The sequence below is a fragment of the Frankia sp. CeCAU1 genome (assembly GCF_977971845.1).
This window is the reverse complement of record NZ_CDWWXA010000009.1, coordinates 29,176-51,404: the sequence shown is the minus strand read 5'-3', so window position 1 is coordinate 51,404 and position 22,229 is coordinate 29,176. Positions and strand designations below refer to the sequence as shown.

The 22,229-nt window shown below is 70.4% G+C and carries 19 protein-coding genes; 17 read left to right on the top strand and 2 right to left on the bottom strand.

What is annotated here, in order from left to right; translation table 11 throughout:
• The gene (gene holA, locus AC08OO_RS03400) at positions 1–1,005 is read left to right on the top strand and encodes a DNA polymerase III subunit delta (RefSeq protein ID WP_476606135.1); all 1,005 of its coding nucleotides are present in this window, start codon (positions 1–3) and stop codon (positions 1,003–1,005) included.
• The gene (locus tag AC08OO_RS03395) at positions 1,002–1,355 is read left to right on the top strand and encodes a hypothetical protein (RefSeq protein WP_476608957.1); all 354 of its coding nucleotides are present in this window, start codon (positions 1,002–1,004) and stop codon (positions 1,353–1,355) included. Before holA ends, AC08OO_RS03395 begins: the two co-directional genes overlap by 4 nt.
• A gap of 79 nt (positions 1,356–1,434) precedes the next feature.
• Here the strand turns inward: AC08OO_RS03395 and rpsT are convergent, their stop codons facing one another.
• Positions 1,435–1,704, bottom strand: coding sequence for a 30S ribosomal protein S20 (gene rpsT / locus AC08OO_RS03390; protein ID WP_476606133.1), 270 nt, complete (start codon positions 1,702–1,704; stop codon positions 1,435–1,437).
• Positions 1,705–2,076: 372 nt separating this feature from the next.
• Between rpsT and lepA the strand changes: the two genes are divergently transcribed.
• Positions 2,077–3,921, top strand: coding sequence for a translation elongation factor 4 (lepA, locus tag AC08OO_RS03385; RefSeq protein ID WP_476608958.1), 1,845 nt, complete (start codon positions 2,077–2,079; stop codon positions 3,919–3,921).
• A gap of 60 nt (positions 3,922–3,981) precedes the next feature.
• Here lepA and AC08OO_RS03380 read toward each other — a convergent pair whose 3' ends face one another.
• The gene (locus AC08OO_RS03380; protein WP_476606131.1) at positions 3,982–4,146 is read right to left on the bottom strand and encodes a hypothetical protein; all 165 of its coding nucleotides are present in this window, start codon (positions 4,144–4,146) and stop codon (positions 3,982–3,984) included.
• Positions 4,147–4,371: 225 nt separating this feature from the next.
• Between AC08OO_RS03380 and hemW the strand changes: the two genes are divergently transcribed.
• The 14 genes from hemW to ppdK all read left to right on the top strand — a co-directional run bounded on the left by hemW (position 4,372) and on the right by ppdK (position 22,205).
• A complete protein-coding gene (gene hemW, locus AC08OO_RS03375) occupies positions 4,372–5,607 on the top strand; it encodes a radical SAM family heme chaperone HemW (RefSeq protein ID WP_476608959.1) in 1,236 nt (411 codons plus the stop codon).
• Between the two features lie 356 nt (positions 5,608–5,963).
• On the top strand, positions 5,964–6,983 hold the full coding sequence (gene hrcA / locus AC08OO_RS03370) for a heat-inducible transcriptional repressor HrcA (protein WP_476608960.1): 1,020 nt from the start codon (positions 5,964–5,966) through the stop codon (positions 6,981–6,983).
• Complete coding sequence (gene dnaJ / locus AC08OO_RS03365) at positions 6,983–8,122, top strand: molecular chaperone DnaJ (RefSeq protein WP_476608961.1); 1,140 nt, start codon at positions 6,983–6,985, stop codon at positions 8,120–8,122. The genes hrcA and dnaJ overlap by 1 nt, the downstream gene beginning before the upstream one ends.
• Before the next feature lie 75 nt (positions 8,123–8,197).
• Positions 8,198–8,938 (top strand): 16S rRNA (uracil(1498)-N(3))-methyltransferase, encoded by a 741-nt coding sequence (locus AC08OO_RS03360; protein WP_476608984.1) that lies wholly within the window; start codon positions 8,198–8,200, stop codon positions 8,936–8,938.
• A 155-nt stretch (positions 8,939–9,093) separates the two neighbouring features.
• Positions 9,094–10,131 carry a PhoH family protein gene (locus tag AC08OO_RS03355; RefSeq protein WP_476608962.1) on the top strand — a complete coding sequence of 346 codons (1,038 nt, stop codon included), beginning with the start codon at positions 9,094–9,096 and terminating at the stop codon, positions 10,129–10,131.
• A gap of 28 nt (positions 10,132–10,159) precedes the next feature.
• Positions 10,160–10,774, top strand: coding sequence for an rRNA maturation RNase YbeY (gene ybeY / locus AC08OO_RS03350; RefSeq protein ID WP_476618223.1), 615 nt, complete (start codon positions 10,160–10,162; stop codon positions 10,772–10,774).
• 21 nt (positions 10,775–10,795) lie between these two features.
• Positions 10,796–12,160 carry a hemolysin family protein gene (locus AC08OO_RS03345; protein WP_476606126.1) on the top strand — a complete coding sequence of 455 codons (1,365 nt, stop codon included), beginning with the start codon at positions 10,796–10,798 and terminating at the stop codon, positions 12,158–12,160.
• Positions 12,157–12,582, top strand: coding sequence for a hypothetical protein (locus AC08OO_RS03340; protein ID WP_011435714.1), 426 nt, complete (start codon positions 12,157–12,159; stop codon positions 12,580–12,582). The genes AC08OO_RS03345 and AC08OO_RS03340 overlap by 4 nt, the downstream gene beginning before the upstream one ends.
• 1 nt (position 12,583) lies before the next feature.
• On the top strand, positions 12,584–13,507 hold the full coding sequence (era, locus tag AC08OO_RS03335; RefSeq protein ID WP_476608964.1) for a GTPase Era: 924 nt from the start codon (positions 12,584–12,586) through the stop codon (positions 13,505–13,507).
• 225 nt (positions 13,508–13,732) lie between these two features.
• A complete protein-coding gene (gene recO / locus AC08OO_RS03330; protein ID WP_476606124.1) occupies positions 13,733–14,464 on the top strand; it encodes a DNA repair protein RecO in 732 nt (243 codons plus the stop codon).
• 289 nt (positions 14,465–14,753) lie between these two features.
• Entirely contained in the window at positions 14,754–15,551 is a 798-nt protein-coding gene (locus AC08OO_RS03325) for an isoprenyl transferase (protein ID WP_043590755.1), read from the top strand.
• A 95-nt stretch (positions 15,552–15,646) separates the two neighbouring features.
• Positions 15,647–16,090 carry an antibiotic biosynthesis monooxygenase gene (locus AC08OO_RS03320; RefSeq protein ID WP_476608965.1) on the top strand — a complete coding sequence of 148 codons (444 nt, stop codon included), beginning with the start codon at positions 15,647–15,649 and terminating at the stop codon, positions 16,088–16,090.
• A gap of 273 nt (positions 16,091–16,363) precedes the next feature.
• Positions 16,364–19,417: a glycine--tRNA ligase gene (locus AC08OO_RS03315; RefSeq protein WP_476608966.1), complete on the top strand. Its 3,054-nt coding sequence runs from the start codon at positions 16,364–16,366 to the stop codon at positions 19,415–19,417.
• A gap of 76 nt (positions 19,418–19,493) precedes the next feature.
• Positions 19,494–22,205 carry a pyruvate, phosphate dikinase gene (gene ppdK, locus AC08OO_RS03310; protein ID WP_476608967.1) on the top strand — a complete coding sequence of 904 codons (2,712 nt, stop codon included), beginning with the start codon at positions 19,494–19,496 and terminating at the stop codon, positions 22,203–22,205.
• The last annotated feature ends 24 nt before the right edge of the window (positions 22,206–22,229 follow it).

Below are 22,229 nucleotides of genomic sequence, written 5' to 3'. Positions count from 1 at the left end.
ATGCTCACCTGCGTGTCCTCCTCTGCGCTGCCGCCGCTCGTGCTCGTCACCGGCGACGAGGATCTACTCGTCGGTCGAGCGGTGCGCGGGGTTCTCGACGCGGCTCGGGCCCGTGATCCCGATGTCGAGATCGTCGACCGGGCTGCCGGTGAGCTCAGCGAGGCCGATCTGATCGACCTCGGCGCCACCTCGATGTTCGGAGGTGGCCGGGTGATGGTCGTCCGCGGCGCGCAGGACCTCGCCGAGGATCTGCGTGACGCGTTGTTGGAGTACATCGCTTGTCCGCTCGACGACGTCGTGCTCGTCGTCGTCCACAGCGGCGTGGTGAAGAACCGCAAACTCGCGGACGTGCTGAAGACCGCGGGGGCGCGGGTCGTGCCGGCAGCGAAGATCACCAAGCCGCGGGAGCGTCACGATTTCGTCGTCGCCGAGGTGCGGCGTCTCGGCGGCCGGGTCAGCGACGGCGCGGTGCGCGCCCTGCTCGACGCGGTCGGTGGTGATCTGCGTGAGCTCGCCGCCGTTTGCGATCAACTCGTGGCCGACACCGACGGGCTGATCGACGAAGCCGCGGTGGCCCGTTTCCACCGGGGCCGGGCCGAGGCCAGCGGGTTCGCCGTCGCGGACGCGATCATCGGCGGCGACCTGCCGCAGGCGTTGACGCTGCTGCGTCAGTCCCTGGAGGGGGGTACCGCGGCCGTACTGGTCTCCAGTGCCGTTGCCGGTGGTCTGCGTGACCTCGCCCGGGTGGCGTCCGCGGGTCCCGGCTCGAAGTGGGATCTCGCCCGAGCCCTGGGTATGCCGGACTGGAAGGTCGAGAAGGCGCAGCGCTCCGCCCGAGCATGGTCGGACCGGGGTCTCGGCCAGGCCCTGCGGGCGGCCGCCGAGGCCGACGCCGGCGTCAAGGGCGCTGCGGTTGACGCCGGTTACGCCTTGGAGAAACTGTTGCGCGAGGTCGCCGTGGCCAGGTTGGTCGGGCGGGCCCGGGTGGCCGGGAGCCATGGATGACCGACGGTCCGGGGACGGCTGACGGTCCGGGAGCCGGTGCCGGCATCGTCGTGGCTACTCAGCCGGCCGCCGACCCCGAGGCCCCGCCGCCGGGTGGCTGGTTCGGCCTGCGGGTGCTACCGGCGGGCTGGATGCGGGGGCTGCTCATGATCGTGACTGGGCTGGTCACGGTGGTGATCGCACTCGGTGATCTCGCGAGCGCCTGGGTGGTCGGTGTCCTCCCGCTGACCGTCGGCGCGATGGTTGCCTATCACGAAGTGCTTGAGCGACTGATCCGGCCGGACGAGGTCTCGGCGGAACCGGCCCCACAGCAGCCCGGAGCCCGTTCCACGCCGTGCGGCGGGCTCTGACCGGGCGAGAGGCCCGACCAGCGGGTGGGCACGCGGAAAGGCCGGAGCGCCTGCGGCGCCCCGGCTGGAGGAAGACGACTCAGCTGGCGGCCAGGTTGGCGTGCGCGCGAGCCAGTGCCGACTTCTTATTGGCGGCCTGGTTGGCGTGAATGACACCCTTGCTGACGGCCTTGTCCAGCTTGCGGGACGCGATCCGCAGCGTCTCGCCGGCGCGCTCGACGTCACCGGCATCCACGGCGTCGCGGAAGCGACGCACGTGCGTCTTGAGTTCCGACTTCACAGCCTTGTTGCGCAGCCGCCGCTTCTCGTTGGTGAGGTTGCGCTTGATCTGCGACTTGATGTTGGCCACGCGGGAGAACCTCTGATTTGTCGAGTCGGGGTGGTGCGGACACGTCATAGTACGGGTACCGGCCGTGCCCGGTGATCCGGCATATCTCGCTGGCTCCTGGGAGCAGCAGGTACCGCGGAGAACCGACTGCCTCCGGCGACCGGCGCCGCACGGAATGGCGACCAGATCATGACCGGACAGGTCATGATCGACCAGATCATGACCGGACGACGACGCGGCCCGTCACAGTGGCACTCAGATTATCAAACCCCCGCGCGGCGGCGCACCGGCGCAACGTTGCGCGCGGCTCCTGGCACGATGAAGGTGGTCGACCCAGATATCGGCACGGGCGGCTCCACCGTGATCACCGCGAGCGAAACGAGAACCCTCCGCGTGTCCACAGCCCCGCACCTGGCGCCCGGCGCCGACCCGACGATGATCCGCAACTTCTGCATCATCGCCCACATCGACCACGGCAAGTCGACTCTTGCCGATCGGATGCTTGGTGTGACCGGTGTCGTGGAGGCGCGCAACATGCGCGCGCAGTACCTCGACCGCATGGACATCGAGCGTGAGCGCGGGATCACCATCAAGGCCCAGAACGTGCGCCTGCCGTGGCGGGCCGACGATGGTCGGGACTACATTCTGCATCTCATCGACACGCCGGGCCACGTCGACTTCAGTTACGAGGTGAGCCGTTCGCTCGCGGCCTGCGAGGGCGCGGTGCTGCTGGTCGACGCGGCCCAGGGCATCGAAGCGCAGACCCTGGCGAACCTGTACCTGGCGATCGAGAACGACCTGACCATCGTTCCCGTACTCAACAAGATCGATCTTCCGGCGGCCCAGCCGGAGAAGTACGCCGAGGAGATCGCGACGATCATCGGCTGCGAGCCGGGCGAGGTGCTTCGCGTGTCCGGCAAGACCGGCCAGGGGGTGCCGGAGCTGCTCAACGAGATCGTGCGCCGGGTGCCCGCCCCGGTCGGCGATCCGGACGGTCCGGCTCGTGCGATGATCTTCGACAGCGTCTACGACATCTATCGCGGCGTCATCACCTATGTGCGGGTGGTCGATGGCACGCTGACCACCCGCGACCGGTGTCTGATGATGTCGACCGGCGCGAGCCACGAGACCCTCGAAGTAGGTGTCATCTCGCCGGACCCCCATCCGACCGGGTCGCTGTCGGTCGGCGAGGTCGGCTACGTCATCCCCGGGGTCAAGGACGTCCGGCAGGCCCGGGTCGGCGACACCATCACCACTACCCGGCGGCCGGCGACGGAGATGCTCGGTGGCTATCGGGATCCGTTGCCGATGGTGTACTCCGGGTTGTATCCGATCGACGGCAGCGAGTATCCAGCGTTGCGCGAGGCTCTCGACAAGCTTCAGCTCAACGACGCCGCCCTGACCTACGAACCGGAAACCTCCGCGGCACTGGGGTTCGGATTCCGGTGCGGCTTCCTGGGCCTGCTGCATCTGGAGATCGTCCGGGAGCGGCTGGAGCGCGAGTTCAACCTCACCCTCATCTCCACGGCCCCGAACGTCGTCTACCGGGTGGTCATGGAGGACCGTTCCGAGATCATAGTGACCAACCCCAGTGACTGGCCGGGCGGGAAGATCGCCGAGGTGTACGAGCCCGTCGTCGAGGCGATGCTGCTGCTGCCGACCGACTTCGTCGGGGCGGTGATGGAACTGTGCCAGGGCCGGCGCGGCGTCCTGAAGGGGATGGACTATCTGTCGACCGACCGGGTGGAACTCAAGTACACGCTGCCTCTCGGTGAGATCATCTTCGACTTCTTCGACGCCCTGAAGTCCAGGACCCGGGGCTATGCCAGCCTCGACTACGAGCCGGCCGGGGAGCAGTTGGCCGATCTGGTGAAGGTCGACATCCTGTTGCAGGGGGAGACCGTCGATGCCTTCTCGGCGATCGTGCACCGTGAGAAGGCCTACGCCTACGGCGTGTCCATGACGACCAAGCTGCGCGAGCTGATTCCGCGCCAGCAGTTCGAGGTGCCGATCCAGGCGGCGATCGGCAGCCGGATCATCGCGCGGGAGAACATCCGCGCCATCCGCAAGGACGTGCTCGCCAAGTGCTACGGCGGCGACATCACCCGCAAGCGCAAGCTGCTCGAGAAGCAGAAGGAGGGCAAGAAGCGGATGAAGACGATCGGTCGGGTCGAGGTGCCGCAGGAGGCCTTCATCGCGGCGCTGTCCACGGACACCGGCAAACCGGCGGTGAAGTGAGTCCGGTGCGGGGCCGACGCGGGACCGTGGTGCCATCCGCCTGTTCAGTGAGTCGGCCGTTCAGCGGGTCGACAGGGGGCTGGCCGGGAGGCGGATCGGTTCGGTGGCCGGTTCGGAGAACGACAGGTCCGTGACAGGGGCGGCGGCGCTGGAACGGTACACGGTGGTTCGGGGCGGGAGCAGTTCGAAGATCTCGTCGAGAACGGCCCTGGCGTCGTCGTCCATGACCGGATCTTTTCGCACCGACGTCGATCGGTCCATGGTGAACCACCCATATTTTCTCTTCTGTGCCCAATGATGACAAAATGTCATTACATCCGGCCAGCATCGCCGAAGTGGGTATTCCGGCCTTATCCCCAGGTGGTCCTCGTGTGGCCACCCCTGGCCCGCCCGCGTGGTTGGCAAACGTAGCGTTGCCGCGAGAGCACACGTTGGGGGCACACTGGGGGCATGCCACAAAAGCCTCCCGACGGCTCGCTCCCGCCGGACGACGGTGCCCTCCCGGCGGCCGCGCTGGCCGAGGTGACCCGGCGGCCGTTCGGGGTCTACGTGCATGTGCCCTATTGCGCGGCGCGCTGCGGCTACTGCGACTTCAACACCTACACGGCGGCCGACCTAGGCGGCGCCCTGGTGTCGTCGGTGGGCCTCACGACGTTCGTCGACATCGCGACCGGCGAGGTCCGGCTCGCGCGTACCGTGCTTGGTGAGCAGGAGCTGGTGGTCTCCACGGTCTTCGTCGGTGGCGGCACGCCGACCCTGTTGACCGCCGACGATCTCGGGCGGCTGTTGCGGATCCTGGACGATGGGTTCGGGCTGGCGCCCGACGCGGAGATCACCACCGAGGCGAATCCGGAGTCGGTGGATCCGGCGCAACTGGAGCAGCTGCGCGCCGCCGGTTACACCCGGATCTCCTTCGGGATGCAGAGTAGCCGTCCGCACGTCCTCGCCGCCCTGGACCGGCGGCACACCCCCGGCCGCGTGCCCGAGGTGATGCGCTGGGCCCGCAAGGCGGGCTTTGACCAGGTCAGCCTGGACCTCATCTACGGGGCTCCGGGCGAGTCGGAGGCGGACTGGGCGGCGAGCCTGGACGCGGCGATCCAGCTCGGCCCGGACCACGTCAGTGCCTACGCGCTGACGGTTGAGGAGGGCACGAAACTGTCCCGCCGGGTCCGCCGGGGCGAGCTGCTCGAACCCGACGACGACCTGCTTGCCGACCGCTACCTGCAGGCCGATGACGCTCTGTGCGCGGCCGGCCTGACCGGCTACGAGGTCAGCAACTGGTCGCGGGGGGCCGATACCCGGTGTCGGCACAATCTGGGGTACTGGCGCGGAGATCACTGGTGGGGGATCGGTCCGGGCGCGCACAGCCACGTCGGCGGGGTGCGATGGTGGAACGTGCGTCATCCGGCGGAGTACGCGGCCCGGCTGGGGGCCGGGCGCAGTCCCGCGGCCGCCCGGGAGGAGCTCGACGCGCAGGCCCGCCGGGTCGAGCGGGTCATGCTGGGCGTCCGGTTGGCCGAGGGACTGGCCGTCGGTGATCTGGACGGGCCCGGCCGGGAGGCCGCCGCCGGGCTCGCGAAGTCCGGCCTGGTGGAACCCGGTGCCCTGGAGTTCGGCCGGGTGCGTCTCACCCGTCGCGGTCGTCTGCTCACCGACACGGTCGTGCGAGCCCTGCTGCCCGGCTGACGCCGCTGCCCGGCTGACGCCGCTGCCCGGCTGACGCCGCTGCCCGGCTGACGCCGCTGCCCGGCTGACGCCGCTGCCCGGCTGACGCCGCTGCCCGGCTGACGCCGCTGCCCGACCGGCGGCCGTCCGGTGGCCCGATCGGGCGGGACCGGAACCTGGGTACCGGCATGCTCGTTTCGTTACGAGGACGTCGCCGGGCCCTCACCGGTCATTCGCGGGGTGGCTCATGTTCTGTGCTTCGACCTGAGCGGGCGGCTACACTTGGCACTCACTGCGGCCGAGTGCCAAGCTGGGTGTCCGCCGCTGCACACACCGTGGCCCGGCCACGTCCCGCCTGGTGAAGGGGGTGCGACCGCGTGCTGGAGGATCGGCGGCTCGAAGTCCTTCGGGCGATTGTTGAGGACTTTGTGCTGAGCAACGAGCCGGTGGGTTCCAAGGCGCTGGCGGAGCGGCATAATCTCGGTGTATCATCAGCTACTGTCCGTAATGACATGTCCGCCCTGGAGGAAGAGGGGTATATCACACAGCCCCATACCAGCGCAGGACGGATACCGACGGACAAGGGCTACCGGTTGTTCGTGGACCGGTTGTCGGGGGTGAAGCCGCTGTCCCGGGCCGAACGTCGGGCGATCCAGAGCTTCCTGGAGGGTGCCGTCGACCTGGACGACGTGGTGCGCCGCTCCGTGCGGCTGCTCGCCCAGCTCACCCGGCAGGTGGCCGTCGTGCAGTACCCCTCCTTGTCGAGCAGTAGCATCCGGCACATCGAGGTTGTCACGCTCGGCCCGTACCGCCTGCTGATGGTCCTCATCACCGACACCGGCCGGGTCGAGCAGCGTATCGTCGACAGCCTCGTACCCGTTGACGACGAGGTCGCCGGCGAGCTGCGTTCCGTGCTCAACTGCGCGCTGGCCGGCCGGCGCTTGGTCGACGCCCCCGACATCGTCGCGGCCCTGCCCGACAGCACCCGCTCCGAGCTGCGCCCCTACCTGACCACGGTGGCCGGTGCCGTGCTGGAGTCGCTGGTCGAGCGGCAGGAGGAGCGCATCGCGATGGCTGGGACGGCGAATCTCACGCGGTCCCCGGTCGACTTCGCCGACTCGTTGCGGTCGATACTTGAGGCATTGGAAGAACAGGTCGTGCTGATGAAACTCATCGGCTCGGCGCGGGAGACCGGTACTGTAACGGTACGGATCGGTCGCGAAACGGATGTGGACGCCCTCCGGTCCACCGCGGTGGTGGCCACGGGATACGGTCGTGGTCCCTTCGCGCTGGGTGGGATGGGGGTGCTCGGCCCGATGCGCATGGACTATCCGGGGACGATGGCGGCCGTCCGGGCCGTCGCCAAATACGTGGGTGAACTCTTGGGTGCCGACTGATGGCAGTGGATTATTACGCCGTTCTGGGCGTACGCCGGGAAGCGTCGAACGACGAGATCAAGCGGGCCTACCGCAAACTGGCCCGTGAGCTGCATCCGGATGTCAATCCAGATCCGGATGCACAGCAGCGCTTCCGGGGCGTCACGGCCGCGTACGAGGTGCTCTCTGACCCGGAGAAGCGCCAGATCGTCGACCTGGGCGGCGATCCGCTCGCGCCCGGTGGCAGTGGCGGTGGCGGTTCGCCGTTCGGCGCCGGTTTCGGCGGCCTCGGTGACATCATGGACGCCTTCTTCGGCGGCGGGTCGAGCCGTGGGCCCCGGTCCCGGGTCCGGCGCGGCAACGACGCGCTGCTGCGCATCGAGCTCGACCTGTCCGAGACCGCGTTCGGCGCCACGCGCGAGATCACCGTGGACACGGCGGCGGTGTGCTCGACGTGTACCGGTGCCGGTGCGGCTCCCGGCGCGCACCCGTCGACCTGCGGCACCTGCGGCGGGCGGGGCGAGGTCCAGCAGGTCACCCGTTCCTTCCTCGGCCAGATGGTGACCTCCCGGCCCTGCCCGCGGTGTTCGGGTACCGGCACCGTGATCGAGCATCCCTGCCGGGACTGCGGCGGCGACGGCCGGGTGCGCAAGCGCCGGACGCTCACCGTGAAGATCCCCTCCGGGGTCGAGGACGGCATGCGCATCCGGCTGTCGGGCGAGGGCGAGGTCGGGCCCGGCGGTGGGCCGCCCGGTGACCTTTACGTCGAGGTCTCCGAGAAGCAGCACCCGGTTTTCACCCGGGAGGGCGACGATCTGCACTGTGAGCTGCCGCTGCCGATGACCTCGGCGGCGCTCGGCACTTCCGCCACGCTGGAGACCCTCGACGGCACCGAGACCATCGCCGTGAAGCCCGGCACCCAGCCCGGTGAGGTCATCAAGCTCGCCGGCCGCGGGGTTCCGCATCTGCGGGCCGCCGGGCGCGGTCATCTGCACATCCACATCAACGTCGAGACTCCGACGAAGCTGGACGGCGAGCAGGAGCGGCTGCTACGAGAGCTGGCGAAGCTGCGCGACGAGGAGACACCGGCCGTCGTGGGCGGATCCGTCGGCGGCGCGGCGGGGCTATTCCGGCGGCGGGGCACGCGCCGCGGCCGTTAGCCCGGTCATCGGCCGTGACCGCTGCGGAGAGGATGTATCCTGACCAGCGCCCTGTTCCGGCTGTCGCCGCTGCCGATCGCGGACTCGTTCACCCTCGCCGGTCCGGAGGGTCGCCATGCGGCCATGGTGCGCCGGCTGCGGCCGGGGGAGCCGGTCGACGTGACCGACGGTCTCGGCCGTGCGGTGGAGTGCGAGGTCGTTGCCGCCCGGCGGGATGAGATCGACTGCGCGGTCCGGCGCCGGGTCGCCGCCGCGGCCCCGAGCCCCCGGCTGGTTGTCGTGCAGGCCCTTGCCAAGGGGGATCGGGGCGAGCGGGCGGTGGAGATGCTGACCGAGGTCGGTGTCGACGAGATCGTCCCGTGGTCGGCGGCCCGGTCCGTGGCCCGCTGGGAGGGTGTCCGTGGCGTGCGGGCCCGGGAACGCTGGGTCAGAGCCGCGGAGGAGGCGTCGAAGCAGTCCCACCGACTGCACTGGCCGGTGGTGGGCGAGTTGGCCGGCCTGAAGGAGGTTGTCGAGCGGGTGCGGGCGGCGGCGCTTGCCGTCCTCCTGCACGAGGATGCGACCATACCGTTGGTTGGCCTGGCTCGCTCGGTTGAGCTGCCGGAGCGAGTGGCTCCGGCCGCCTTGGCGGCGGAGCTGGTGCTCGTCGTGGGCCCCGAGGGAGGGGTGTCCGAGTTGGAACTGGCCACGCTGGGCGAGGCCGGAGCGATCGTGTCGCGGCTCGGTTCGACGGTGCTGCGCACATCCACCGCCGGCGTCGTGGCCGCGGCGGTCGTGTTCGCGGACCTCGGTCGTTGGGACGGCCTGGCGCGATGATGGATAGACTGGTCAGGTAGCGTCCGTGGTCCGCCTCGCTGGGTGGTCCCTCCGGCTGGAGGGGTTCTGTCCGGTGTCGGCCCTCCGCGCCGCGCCGCGCCGCCCACCGCGATCATCAATCCTGAGAGGTGCCCCGGCCTCGCTGGCCGCTCTTTATGCCCGAATCCGTTATGCCACCCGTCGCGCCCGACACCAGGGTCCAGACGCGCATTGTCGTACCCGGTCCGCACAGCATGGTGAGTCTGCTCGGTCACCAGGATCAGCTGCTCCGTACCATCGAGAAGGCTTTCTCCTCGGATATCCACGTGCGTGGCAACGAGATCACCATTACCGGCGCTCCGGCTGAGAACGAGCTCGCCGCCAGGTTGTTCGCCGAGCTCATCGCGCTGCTCGACGCCGGGACGGAGCTCAGCCCGCAGCATGTCGACCATTCGCTGGCGATGCTGCGCAGCGGCGCCGAGGAGCGGCCGGCCGAGGTTCTCACCCTCAACATCCTCTCCAGCCGGGGCCGGACGATACGGCCGAAGACGTTGAACCAGAAGCGGTACGTCGACGCGATCGACCAGCACACCATCGTTTTCGGGATCGGGCCGGCCGGCACCGGCAAGACCTACCTCGCCATGGCGAAGGCCGTTCAGGCGTTGCAGGCCAAGAAGGTGAACCGGATCATTCTGACCCGCCCCGCGGTCGAGGCGGGGGAACGCCTCGGGTTCCTGCCGGGGACCCTGTACGAGAAGATCGATCCCTACCTGCGGCCGCTCTACGACGCGCTGCATGACATGATCGATCCGGACTCGATCCCGCGGCTGATGCAGGGCGGCACGATCGAGGTGGCCCCACTGGCCTACATGCGCGGCCGGACGCTGAACGACGCCTTCATCATCCTCGACGAGGCCCAGAACACCTCGCCGGAACAGATGAAGATGTTCCTCACCCGGCTCGGCTTCGGCGCGAAGATCGTCGTTACCGGGGACGTGACCCAGGTCGACCTCCCCAGCGGCACCCGCAGCGGGCTGCGGGTGGTCCGGGAGATCCTCGACGGCCTCGACGACGTCCATTTTGCATCCCTGACCAGCTCCGATGTGGTTCGGCACCGGCTCGTGAGCGAGATCGTCGACGCCTACGCCCGCTGGGACGCGGCCAGTGCGCCGCCACCCGCTCCGGCCCGGTCTGCTCGTCGGGACCGACGGTGACCGTCGCCGCGGTCGGAGAGGACCGCTGATGGCCGTATTCGTTGCCAACGAGTCGGGCGCGAGTGACGTCGACGAGGTGAGGCTGGCCGCGCTCGCCCGGTTCGTGCTCGACGCGATGAAGGTGAACCCGCTCGCCGAGCTCTCGGTGATGCTGGTGGAGCCGAAGGCGATGACCGATCTGCACGTCCGGTACATGGGCGAGGAGGGTCCGACCGACGTCCTGTCCTTCCCGCAGGACGACGCCTTTGACGCCTCGTGGTCGGAGTCGGTCGACGACGATCCGACCACCCTGCTCGGCGACGTCGTGCTGTGCCCGGACGTCGCGCGGCGGCAGGCGGAGCAGGCCGGTCACTCCTTCGATCGCGAGTTGTCCCTGCTGTGCACCCACGGCATCCTGCACCTGCTCGGCTACGACCACGCCGAGCCGGACGAGGAACGCGAGATGTGGAAGGTACAGAGCCAGCTGCTCGCGTCGTGGGACGGCGCGGACGGCGCCCGCGGTGCCGCGGACGGCGCCCGCGGTGCCGCGGACGGCGGCGAGGGCCGCCGTGGTGACCAGGGCCGTGGCGGTGACCAGGGCCGTGGCGGTGACCAGGGCCGTGGCGGTGGCGCCGGAGAGCCCCCTGCCGCGCCCGCACGCTGACCCGGCACAAGAGGGGTCCGCATGAGTTCCAGTGATCTTTTTCTCGTCTTCATCGCCGTGATGGGCTCGCTTGCCGCGGCGGGTCTCGGCGGCATCGACGCGGCCCTGACCCGGGTCTCCCGGGTGACGGTCGAGGGTTTCTCCCGCCAGGGCCGGGCCGGCGCCCGGAACCTGGCGACCGTCGTGGCCGATCCGGGCCGCTACCTCGCGCTGCTGCTGCTCCTGCGCATCGTCGCGGAGATGCTCGCTGCGGCCTGTATCACGGTGCTGTTCGTGCACGCCTACGGGGCCGGGTTCGCCGCGATCGGCCTCGGGACGCTGGCCTCGACCCTGGTCGCGTACATCCTCGTCGGGGTGATGTTCCGCACCCTGGGCCGCCAGCACGCCCCTGCGGTGGCGTTGGCCAGCGCCGGTCTCACGGTCCGGCTGGCGCGGATCTTCGGGCCGTTGCCCCGGCTGCTGATCGCGTTCGGCAACGCGGTCACCCCCGGCCCTGGTTTCCGGGATGGTCCCTTCGCATCCGAGGCCGAGCTGCGCGATCTCGTCGACCTCGCCGAGGAGAACGAGGTCATCGAGCGCGAGGAACGCGACATGATCGCGTCGGTGTTCGAGCTCGGGGACACCCTGGTGCGCGAGGTGATGGTGCCGCGTCCGGACATGGTCTTCATCGAGTCGACGAAGACCGTCCGGCAGGCTCTCGCGCTGGCCCTGCGCAGCGGCTTCTCGCGGATCCCCGTCATCGGGGAGAGCGTCGACGACGTGGTGGGGATCGCCTTCCTCAAGGACATGGTCCGCCGGGAACGGGAGGGGGGCGAGGATGGTGCGATCGCCGAGATCATGCGTTCACCCGCACTCGTGCCCGAGAGTAAGCCCGCGGACGACCTGCTCCGTGAGATGCAGGCGTCGCGTACCCACATGGCGATCGTCATCGACGAGTACGGTGGAACCGCCGGACTCGTCACCATCGAGGACATCCTCGAGGAGATCGTTGGTGAGATCACCGACGAGTACGACAACGAGGTTCCGCCGGTGGAGTGGATCGACGCCAACACCGCGCGGGTGACCGCCCGGCTCGACGTCGACGATCTGGCGAAGCTGTTTGACTTCGACGTGGACGACCTGCCCGGTGCGGATGACAGCCTCACCGTCGGTGGCCTGCTGGCCACGGCCCTGGGACGGGTGCCCATCCCGGGTGCGACGGTCACGGTCGGTGGGTTGCGGCTGTCGGCGGAACGGGCCGCCGGCCGACGTAACCAGATTGGCACCGTGGTCGTCCAGCGGTTGCCGCATCCGTCGAACGGCGACGACGGCTCGCAGCCTCCCCGATCCGACGACGGCGGCGAACCCGTGCGCAGCTCGTCGTCGGACAGAAAGGTGAATTCGTGACCGCCGACGCGACCCGGTCGGGAACCGTGCCTGCCGATGGCAACTCGGCCGACGGCGCCCCGGCTCTCGACCTCGCCGCAGAGGACGCGAAGCTCGTGGTGCTGGCCAGGGCGGCGCGGCTGCGTGCCTACGCCCCCTCGGGCGACCCTGCGGAGGGGGCGGCGCTGCGCGACACCGACGGTCGCACCTACGCGGCGGCGACTCTCGGCCTGGGCCGGGCCGAGCTAGCGATCTCGGCGCTGCGCGCGGCGGTGGCCGCCGCGGTGTCCAGTGGCGCCCGCCGGTTCGAAGCCGCCGCGGTGGTCACGCAGAAGGACGAGCTCGACCGCGCCGACCTGGCGACGTTGGCCGAGTTCGGCGCCGGGATCCCGGTGTTCCTCGCCGGCTCGGACGGCGTCGCCCGGACCAGGGTGACCACCTAGCGTGTCGACAACGACCTCGGTGCCGTTCCGGGCCGGCTTCGCCTGCCTCGTCGGACGACCCAACGCCGGCAAGTCGACGCTGACGAACGCGCTGGTAGGGACGAAGGTCGCCATCACCAGCGGGCGACCACAGACCACTCGGCACGCCATCCGCGGCATCGTCCACCGCGACGACGCCCAGCTCGTCCTGGTCGATACCCCGGGGCTGCACCGGCCGCGCACGCTGCTCGGGCAGCGGCTCAATGACGTGGTGCGGGCCACGCTGTCCGAGGTCGACGTCGTCGGTTTCTGCATGCCCGCGGACGAGCCGGCCGGCCGGGGGGACCGCTCCATCGCCGAGGAGCTGTCCCGGCTGCCCAAGCGCACCCCGGTGGTCGCCATCCTCACCAAGACAGACCGGGTCGCCGATCCCGATCGGATCGGCGCCCGTCTGCTCGAGATCGCCGGGCTCGGCGAGTTCAGTGACATCGTTCCAGTCAGCGCGGTGCGCTCCTACCAGGTCGACGTGCTTGCCGACGTGCTTGTCGCCCGGCTGCCCGCCGGGCCTGCGCTGTACCCCGGTGGGGAGCTGACCGACGAACCGGAACAGGTGATGGTCGCCGAACTCGTCCGTGAGGCGGCTTTGGAGGGGGTCCGCGACGAGTTGCCGCACTCGCTCGCCGTCGTGGTGGAGGAGATGGTCTCCCGGGAGGGCAGGCCGGCGCAGCGTCCTCTCCTCGACGTCCGGGTGAACGTCTTCGTCGAGCGGCCCAGCCAGAAGGCGATCGTCATCGGGACCGGCGGATCCCGCCTCAAGGAGGTCGGTTCCCGCGCCCGCACGCAGATCGAGGCGCTGCTCGGTACCCCGGTCTTCCTCGATCTACACGTCAAGGTCGCCAAGGACTGGCAGCGCGATCCGCGCCAGCTGCGTCGCCTGGGGTTCTGAGCCGGCTCGCCGCCGGCCCCACCGAGGCGCCGCCGGCACCGCATCCATGCCGCATCCATGCCGCATCCATGCCGCATCCATGCCGCAATGTACTGCCATACCTACCCCCCGGCTATGGACCGGGATGCCCTGCGGGTTCCTCAGGAGAACATCCGGCCGGTACCGGCCATCTGCCGGGCGACCTCGCTTCACCGCATGAAATCGGGACCGTGCAACCATGGGCGGGTGCCGGTGTATCGCGACGAAGGTGTCGTCCTACGCACGGCCCCCCTCGCCGAGGCCGACCGCATCATCACCGTGCTCACCCGTCGGACCGGTCGGGTGCGGGCCGTCGCCAAGGGTGTCCGCAAGACGTCCTCGCGGTTTGGGTCGCGGCTGGAGCCGGGCACGTACGTCGATCTGCTGCTGCATTCCGGCCGGGCGCTGGACACGGTCACCCAGGCGGACATCATCTCTCCCTACGGCGCCACGATCGCCGTTGACTACCCGAGGTACACTGCGGCCGCGGTGATGCTCGAGACCGCCGAGCGGTTGACCAGCGAGGAACGCCAGCCCGCCCTGCGGTTGTTCCTCCTGCTCGTGGGTGGTCTGCGTACGCTCGCCGGCGGCGAGCGCCCACCCGCGCTCGTCCTCGACGCGTTCCTCTTGCGGGCGCTCGCGGTGTCCGGGTATGGGATGGCCCTGGACCACTGCGCGCGTTGCGGTGGGCCCGGGCTGCACCTGTCGTTGTCCGTGCCGGGCGGCGGCGTAGTGTGCCCGCAATGTCGCCCGCACGGTGCGGCGTCGGTGTCCGCGGGTGCGGTGCGGCTGCTCGCGGATCTGTTGCGCGGTGACTGGGACGGTGCACTGGTCAGTGACGCCCGCGCCCGGCGGGAGGCCGGTGGCATCGCCGCCGCCTATCTCCAGTGGCATCTCGAACGCGGGCTTCGCGCACTGCCTCATCTGGAGAGGGCGTGACGCGGCCGGGCGCCGTGGTGGAGGTCTTGCGTGTGGGCCGGGACGGTCATCCCGGCGAGGCGGGCCGGGCGGCCTGGGTGCGACCGCCGGGGAACGGGACCATTGAGAGCGGGACGGCGGTGGGACGGGCCGTGGCGGAAGGACGAGGACGGACATGGTGAGGCGGAAAGCGGCGGTGGGTGCGTCCGGCGCGACCCGGCGCCGACGGGGGGACGATGTGGTGATGGCTGGGACCGGCAGGACGGATTGCGGCTTGAAGCCGCCCCGGACGGGTGCGGGGAGGTAGTCGGTGGCGCTGCGTAATGATGTGAAGACGCGGTTTCGCGATCCGCATCCCCATCCCTCCGGCGCGCGACCTCCGGTCCTGCCGTCGCGTCTCGTCCCGCGGCATGTGGGCATCGTCATGGACGGCAACGGACGGTGGGCGAAGATGCGCGGGCTGGCGCGAACAAAAGGACACGAGGCCGGCGAGGACGCCCTGTTCGACTGCGTCGAGGGCGCAATCGAGCTCGGGGTCCGATGGTTGTCGGTGTTCGCCTTCTCCACGGAGAACTGGAAACGGTCACCGGACGAGGTGGCGTTCCTGATGCGCTTCACCGATGGGGTGTTCGGCCGGCGCATCGAGGACATGCACGCGCTCGGTGTGCGGGTTCGCTGGGCGGGTCGTCGTCCCCGGCTGTGGGGGAACGTGATCAGGCGGCTGGAGTCGTCCGAGGAACGTACCCGTGACAACGACCGGCTCACCTTGGTGATGTGCGTGAACTACGGCGGCCGGGCCGAGATCGCCGATGCCGCGGCGGCGATCGCCCGGGACGTGCGGGAGGGCCGGCTGCGCGTCGATCGGATCGATGAGGCGACCATCGGCCGTTACCTGGACGAGCCCGACATGCCCGATCTGGACCTCGTCATTCGGACTTCCGGGGAGCAGAGGCTCAGCAACTTCCTGCTCTGGCAGGCCGCCTATGCCGAGTTCTCGTTCGTCGAGACGCTCTGGCCGGACTTCGACCGGCGCGATCTGTGGTCCGCCTGTGAGGACTTCGCCCGACGGGACCGGCGCTACGGCGGAACCGTCGCCCATCACGTCTGATGCCCGGGCCCGACGTTCCGACCGGACGCGACGTTCCGACCGGACCCGACGTTCCGACCGGACCCGACGTTCCGACCGGACCCGACGCTTCCCCCGTGCCCGACTGGGCGGTGCCGACGGCCGGTGCTCCGGTCGTCGCCCAGATCGCCTTCGCCGTGCCTGGGGACGCCGTGCCGGGCGGTGCGGGGTTCGCCGCGGCGGCACGTCCGGCGCTCGACGCGCTCGCCCGGGCCCCGGGATTCCGTGGTGGGCGGATCGCCCAGGCGCTCGACGAACCCGGCTCGTGGCTGATGACCACCGAGTGGGACGGGCCGGGCGCGTGGCGTCGCGCGTTGTCCGCCTTCGAGGTGCGGTACGCGCTGACGCCGCTGCTCGTCTTCGCGGTTGACGGGCCTGGCACCTTCGAGGTGCTGGTGTCGGTGGACGGGCCGGGCGGCTCGGCGCGGACCCATCGGTCCGACCGTACGCCGGACGCCGACACCGCGGCCCCCGGCGAGCCGCCGCGCTCCGTCGGTGCGCCGGGCGCCGGCCGGCCGTGACCAACCGCGGGATTGTCGGTGGTTACCGGTAGCCTCGACCCAGCATCATGGAATCTACGATCTATGGATTGTGGATCTATGGTTTGCAGATCTATTGATCGTGAATTTATGGATCATGGATTCGGAGTGTCGATGTCCTGTGGACAGTCCCCTCCCTGATCGCCTGACCGCTCTCTTCGGACACCGGTCGCCGGCGGACCGGTGTCCGGTCTCCGGAGCCGGGGTGTCCCGCCCCACTCGTGACCGCGACAGCGAAATGCCGAGGCTCGCTCGATGTTGACCATGCAGGACGCGCTGCTGGCGCTGACCCGTTACTGGACCGACCGCGGCTGCATGATCGTGCAGCCGTTCAACACCGAGGTCGGCGCCGGTACGCTCAACCCAGCCACGGTGCTGCGGGTGCTCGGACCGGAGCCGTGGCGGGTCGCGTACGTCGAACCTTCGGTCCGTCCCGACGACTCCCGCTACGGCCACAACCCGAACCGGCTGCAGACCCACACCCAGTTCCAGGTCATCCTCAAACCGGATCCGGGTAACCCCCAGGAGCTCTACCTGGGTAGCCTCGCGGCGCTCGGCATCGACACCGCCGCCCACGATGTCCGGTTCGTCGAGGACAACTGGGCCTCGCCCGCGTTCGGTGCCTGGGGTCTGGGCTGGGAGGTCTGGCTCGACGGCCTGGAGATCACCCAGTTCACCTACTTCCAGCAGGCCGGTGGCCAGACGCTCGACACCGTCAGCGTCGAGATCACCTATGGCGTGGAACGCATCCTCATGGCCCTGCAGGGCGTCCGCCACTTCAGCGAGATCGCTTACGCCCCCGGCATCTCCTACGGCGAGGTGTTCGGCCAGGCCGAGTACGAGATGTCCCGGTACTACCTCGACGACGCCGACATCGACACCGTGCGCCGGCTCTACGCCGACTACGCCGCCGAGGCCCGCCGGCTCATCGACGCCCGGCTGCCCGTCCCCGCGCACTCCTACGTGCTGAAGTGCTCGCACGCCTTCAACATCCTCGACTCCCGGGGCGCGGTCTCTACCACCGAGCGGGCCACCTCCTTCGCGCAGATGCGCGGACTGTCGCGGGAGGTCGCGACGCTGTGGCGGGACCGCCGCGAGGAGCTCGGCCATCCCCTCGGGGCGGCCTCCCCGCCACCGGCCGCGGTGCCCGCCGCGGTGACCACCCGGGCCGAGGCGCCGGCCACCCTGCTGTTCGAGATCGGGACGGAGGAGCTCCCGGCGGCCGAGGTGACCCGGACCATCGAGGCGGTGCGCGCCGGCCTCGTTGAGCGGCTGGCGGCCACCCGCCTCACGCACGGTGCGGTCCGGGTGCTGGGCACTCCCCGGCGCATCGTGGCGATCGTTGACGAGGTGGCGCCCCGGGAGCCGGACGTCGAGCGGGTCGTCCGCGGCCCGCGCGTCTCGGCCGCCTACGACGCCGCCGGCGCGCCGACGAAGGCCGCCGTCGGGTTCGCGCGTGGTCAGGGTGCGGATCCCGCCGGCCTCCAGGTCGTCACCCACCGCGGTGTCGAGCATGTCGCGCTCGTGCGCACCGAGGCCGGCCGGGACGCCGCCCGGGTGCTGGCCGGGGTGCTCGGTGAGCTGGTGGCGGGGCTGCGCGCGGAGCGCAACATGCGCTGGAACGATCCGACCTTGTCGTTCAGCCGGCCGGTGCGCTGGCTGCTCGCCCTGCTCGGCGAGACCGTGGTGCCGGTGACGGTGTCGACGCTCGCGGCCGGTCGGACCACCCGCGGCCACCGGCGGGCCGGCTCCCCGCCGCTCGACGTGCCGAGCGCGTCCGGCTACCCAGAACTGCTCGCTGCCCGGTCGATCCTGCTCGACCCGGTGGTTCGCCGCGAGCTCGTCGTCGGGGAGGCGGCCAAGCTCACCGCGGACTCCGGCGGTCACATCGACCTCGTCGCCGAGGCGGACGTGCTCACCGAGGTGGCGAACCTCGTCGAGTTCCCGTGCCCGATCCTCGGGTCCTTCGAGGAACGCTTTCTGGACCTGCCGGCGGAGATCCTCACCACCGTCATGCGCAAGCACCAGCGCTACCTGCCGGTGCGTGACGCCGCCGGGCGGCTGCTGCCGTCGTTCGTAGCCGTCGCCGATGGTAAGGTCGACCAAGCGCTGGTCCGCGCAGGCAACGAGGACGTCATCCGGGCCCGGTTCACCGACGCCGCCTTCTTCTACGACGCCGACATCACGGTGCCGCTCGAGACGTTCCGGGCGGAGCTCGCGAAGCTGACGTTCGAACAGCGGCTCGGCTCCGTCGCGGACCGGGCCGACCGCATCGCGGCGCTGGCGCGTGACCTCGCCGAGGAGATCGACCTCGGTGAGGACGACCGGGCCACCTTGGGCCGGGCGGCCGCGCTCGCCAAGTTCGATCTGGCCACCCAGATGGTCATCGAGCTGTCGAGCCTCGCCGGCACGATGGCGCGGGAGTATGCCCGCCGGGCCGGTGAGCCCGAGGCAGTCGCCGTCGCCCTCTTTGAGATGGAGCTGCCCCGCCGGGCCGGTGACCAGCTGCCCGGTACCGCCCCCGGTGGCCTGCTGGCCCTCGCCGACCGGCTCGATCTGCTTGTCGGGCTGTTCGCGCTCGACGCGGCCCCCACGGGGAGTTCGGATCCGTTCGGGTTGCGCCGGGCCGCGCTCGGGGTCGCCGCGATCCTGGGCAGCCGGCCCGAGCTCGCCGCCCTCACCGTCACCGGCGCGCTGGCCCGCGCCGCCCGACTCACCCCGGTGCCGGTGTCCGCCGAGGCGCTCGAGGCCGCCGAGACGTTTGTCCGTGGCCGCTACGTCCAGCAACTACTCGATGCCGGGGTGGACCACCGCCTGGTCGGCGCGGTCGGGCCGCTCACCGGCACGCCGGCCCGCGCGGCCGCCACCTTGGTGACACTGCGGCAGCTCGTCCAGGGGGAGTCCGCACCCGCCGCCGGCTTCGCCGCCCTGGCCGCCGCGTTGCAGCGGGTCCGCCGGATCGTGCCGGCCGGGACCCCGGCGGTGCTCGACGCGCAGCGCCTCACCGAACCCGCCGAGATCGACCTGCTGGAGGTCGTGACAGCGCTCGCCCAGCGGCTCGCGTCCTCCGGTGCCGATTCGGCTGTCACCGCGGAGACGGCGGCCGGAGCGATCTCCCTTGATGAGCTGGTCGCCGCAGCCGGAGACCTGCCGGCCGCCGTCGACGTGTTCTTCGACGCGGTGATGGTGATGGCCGACGACCCGGCGGTGCGGGCGGCGCGGCTCGGTCTGCTGGCCTGGATCCGGGACCTGACGGCCGGAGCTCTCGACTGGGAGGCTCTCGGCTCGCTGTCCGCTTCCGTTCGCTGATCATGGGCATTCTGGCTGCGCATACCGTTACCGCGGGTTAGCGTCTGGGTATCACTCCGGGGCGGAAGGGACGACCATGGCGCGCTACGTGTATGGCTTCCACCAGGGCAACAAGGACATGAAGGATCTTCTCGGTGGTAAGGGTGCGAACCTCGCCGAGATGACGAATCTCGGCCTGCCTGTCCCGCCCGGGTTCACTATCAGCACCCAGGCATGCCGGGAGTATCTTGTCGGTGGCGAACCGGTCGGGCTACGGGCGGAGATCGATCATCATCTTGCCGCCCTGGAGACCGCCCGGGGACGGCGGCTCGGCCAGGCCGACGATCCGCTGCTGGTGTCGGTGCGTTCCGGCGCGAAGTTCTCCATGCCCGGGATGATGGACACCATTCTGAACATCGGCCTGACCGATCAGGCCGTCTTGGGCCTGGCCGAGCAGTCAGGTTCGCCGCGGTTCGCCTGGGACTCCTACCGCCGGCTGCTGGCCATGTTCGGCCGGACCGTCCTCGGCGTCGGCGAGCCGTCGTTCGACGCGGCCCTCGAGGCGGCGAAGCGGGCCAAGGGCACCAGCAGCGACCTCGACCTCGACGAGAACGACCTGCGGGCGCTCGTCGCGACCTACCAGCGGATCGTGCTCGAGCGCACCGGCAGCCCCTTCCCCCAGGATCCCCGCGAGCAGCTGGATCTCGCGATCCGAGCGGTGTTCGACTCCTGGAACGGGCCGCGGGCCCGGCTGTACCGCCGTACCGAGCGCATTCCGGACGATCTCGGGACGGCAGTGAGCGTCGTCGCGATGGTGTTCGGCAACCTTGGAACGGACTCGGGCACCGGGGTGGCCTTCACCCGGGATCCGGGCAGCGGCGAACCCGGCGTGTACGGAGACTATTTGCCCAATGCCCAGGGCGAGGATGTGGTGGCCGGGATCCGTAACCCGGTTCCCCTCGCCGAGCTGGAGCGGATCGACCCGGCATCCTTCACCGAACTGCGCGAGATCATGACGCGCCTGGAGAAGCACTACCGGGACCTGTGCGACATCGAGTTCACGATCGAACATGGCAGGTTGTGGATCCTGCAGACCCGCGTCGGCAAACGCACTGCCGCGGCGGCTTTCCGGATCGCCGCCACGCTCGCCGAAGGCGGTGTCATCGACGACGACGAGGCGCTGTGCCGGGTGAGCGGCGACCAGCTCGCCACCCTGATGTTCCCGCGCTTCGACGACACGGCCCGGCCCGCCCCGATCGCGACGGGAGTGAACGCCGCGCCCGGGGCCGCGGTGGGGGAGGCCGTCTTCGACGCCGCCGAGGCGGTGCGGGTGGCGGCCGAGGGCCGACCGGTCATCCTCGTCCGCCGCGAGACGAATCCCGATGACCTCGCGGGCATGCTCGCGGCGCGCGGAATCCTGACCTCCCGAGGCGGCCGGACGTCGCATGCCGCCGTCGTTGCCAGAGGATTGGGCCGGACCTGCGTGTGCGGGGCCGAGGAGATCGAGGTCGATCCCGCCGGCCGCCGCCTCACCACCGGGCGGGGCGTGGTCGTGCGGGAGGGGGACATCCTCTCCATCGACGGGACCATCGGCGCGGTATACCCCGGTTCCGTACCACTCGTCCCATCACCAGTCGTCGAGTACTTCGAGGCCGGCCGTCCCGACGAGGCCGGCCGCCTCGACCATCCCCGGCCGGGCGGGGACCTGGTCGCCGCCGTGGACCGGCTGATGCGGCACGCCGACCGGTCCCGCCGGCTGCGGGTCCGCGCGAATGCCGACACCGGGCCGGACGCCGCGCGGGCCCGCCGGTTCGGCGCTGCGGGCATCGGGCTGTGCCGCACCGAGCACATGTTCCTCGGGGATCGTCGTACCCTGGTCGAGCAGATGATCCTCGCGGGAACGCCGGCCGAGCGGACCGAGGCGCTCAGCCGGCTGCTTCCCCCGCAACGGGAGGATTTCGTCGAGATCTTCACCGCGATGGACGGTCTGCCCGTCACGGTCCGGCTGCTCGATCCGCCGTTGCACGAGTTCCTCCCGGACCTCACCGAGCTGTCCGTGTCGATCGCCGCCGCGGACGCCGCCGGAAGGCCGGTCGACGACGCCGACCGGGCGAGGCTGGCGGTCCTGCGCAGCATGCACGAGACCAACCCGATGCTGGGTCGCCGCGGCGCCCGACTCGCTCTCACCGTCCCGGGGCTGGTGGAACTGCAGGCGCGGGCGATCGCCGAGGCGCTGGTGCGCTGCCGCAGCGTAGGCGGTGATCCCCGTCCCGAGATCATGGTTCCGTTCATCTCCACCGCGACGGAGCTGGATGCCATCCGGGACCGGGTGCGCGGGGTGCTGGCCGAGGTCGGCACCGAGAGCGGCCTGGAGATCGACCTGCCGATCGGCACGATGATCGAGGTTCCGCGGGCGGCGCTCACCGCGGACCAGATCGCCCGGCGCGCCGAGTTCTTCTCGTTCGGCACCAACGACCTCACCCAGCTGCTCTGGGGTTTCTCCCGGGATGACGTCGAGGCATCGTTGCTGCCGCGCTACCTTGACCTCGGCATCCTCGCCGGGTCGCCGTTCGCGTCGGTGGACCGCGACGGGGTGGGCGCCCTGATGAGGACGGCGGTCCGGGCTGGGCGGGGCGCTCGGCCCGATCTCGGCCTTGGCGTCTGTGGCGAGCACGGCGGTGATCCCGACTCCGTGCACTTCTTCGCCGAACTCGGGCTCGACTACGTCTCCTGTTCGCCGTTTCGGGTGCCGGTGGCCCGGCTGGAGGCCGGGCGTGCCGCGGTTCTTGGCCGGTCGACGGTCGGGTGAGTTTCCGCCTGGCTCGTTTCCTGC

What these genes read in the sequence shown, in the direction of transcription:
- holA (WP_476606135.1), top strand. Translation starts at nt 1, where the DNA reads ATGCTCACCTGCGTGTCCTCCTCTGCGCTGCCGCCGCTCGTGCTCGTC.
- AC08OO_RS03395 (WP_476608957.1), top strand. Translation starts at nt 1,002, where the DNA reads ATGACCGACGGTCCGGGGACGGCTGACGGTCCGGGAGCCGGTGCCGGC.
- AC08OO_RS03380 (WP_476606131.1), bottom strand. Translation starts at nt 4,146, where the DNA reads ATGGACGACGACGCCAGGGCCGTTCTCGACGAGATCTTCGAACTGCTC.
- hemW (WP_476608959.1), top strand. Translation starts at nt 4,372, where the DNA reads ATGCCACAAAAGCCTCCCGACGGCTCGCTCCCGCCGGACGACGGTGCC.
- dnaJ (WP_476608961.1), top strand. Translation starts at nt 6,983, where the DNA reads ATGGCAGTGGATTATTACGCCGTTCTGGGCGTACGCCGGGAAGCGTCG.
- AC08OO_RS03355 (WP_476608962.1), top strand. Translation starts at nt 9,094, where the DNA reads ATGCCCGAATCCGTTATGCCACCCGTCGCGCCCGACACCAGGGTCCAG.
- ybeY (WP_476618223.1), top strand. Translation starts at nt 10,160, where the DNA reads ATGGCCGTATTCGTTGCCAACGAGTCGGGCGCGAGTGACGTCGACGAG.
- AC08OO_RS03345 (WP_476606126.1), top strand. Translation starts at nt 10,796, where the DNA reads ATGAGTTCCAGTGATCTTTTTCTCGTCTTCATCGCCGTGATGGGCTCG.
- AC08OO_RS03315 (WP_476608966.1), top strand. Translation starts at nt 16,364, where the DNA reads ATGTTGACCATGCAGGACGCGCTGCTGGCGCTGACCCGTTACTGGACC.
- ppdK (WP_476608967.1), top strand. Translation starts at nt 19,494, where the DNA reads ATGGCGCGCTACGTGTATGGCTTCCACCAGGGCAACAAGGACATGAAG.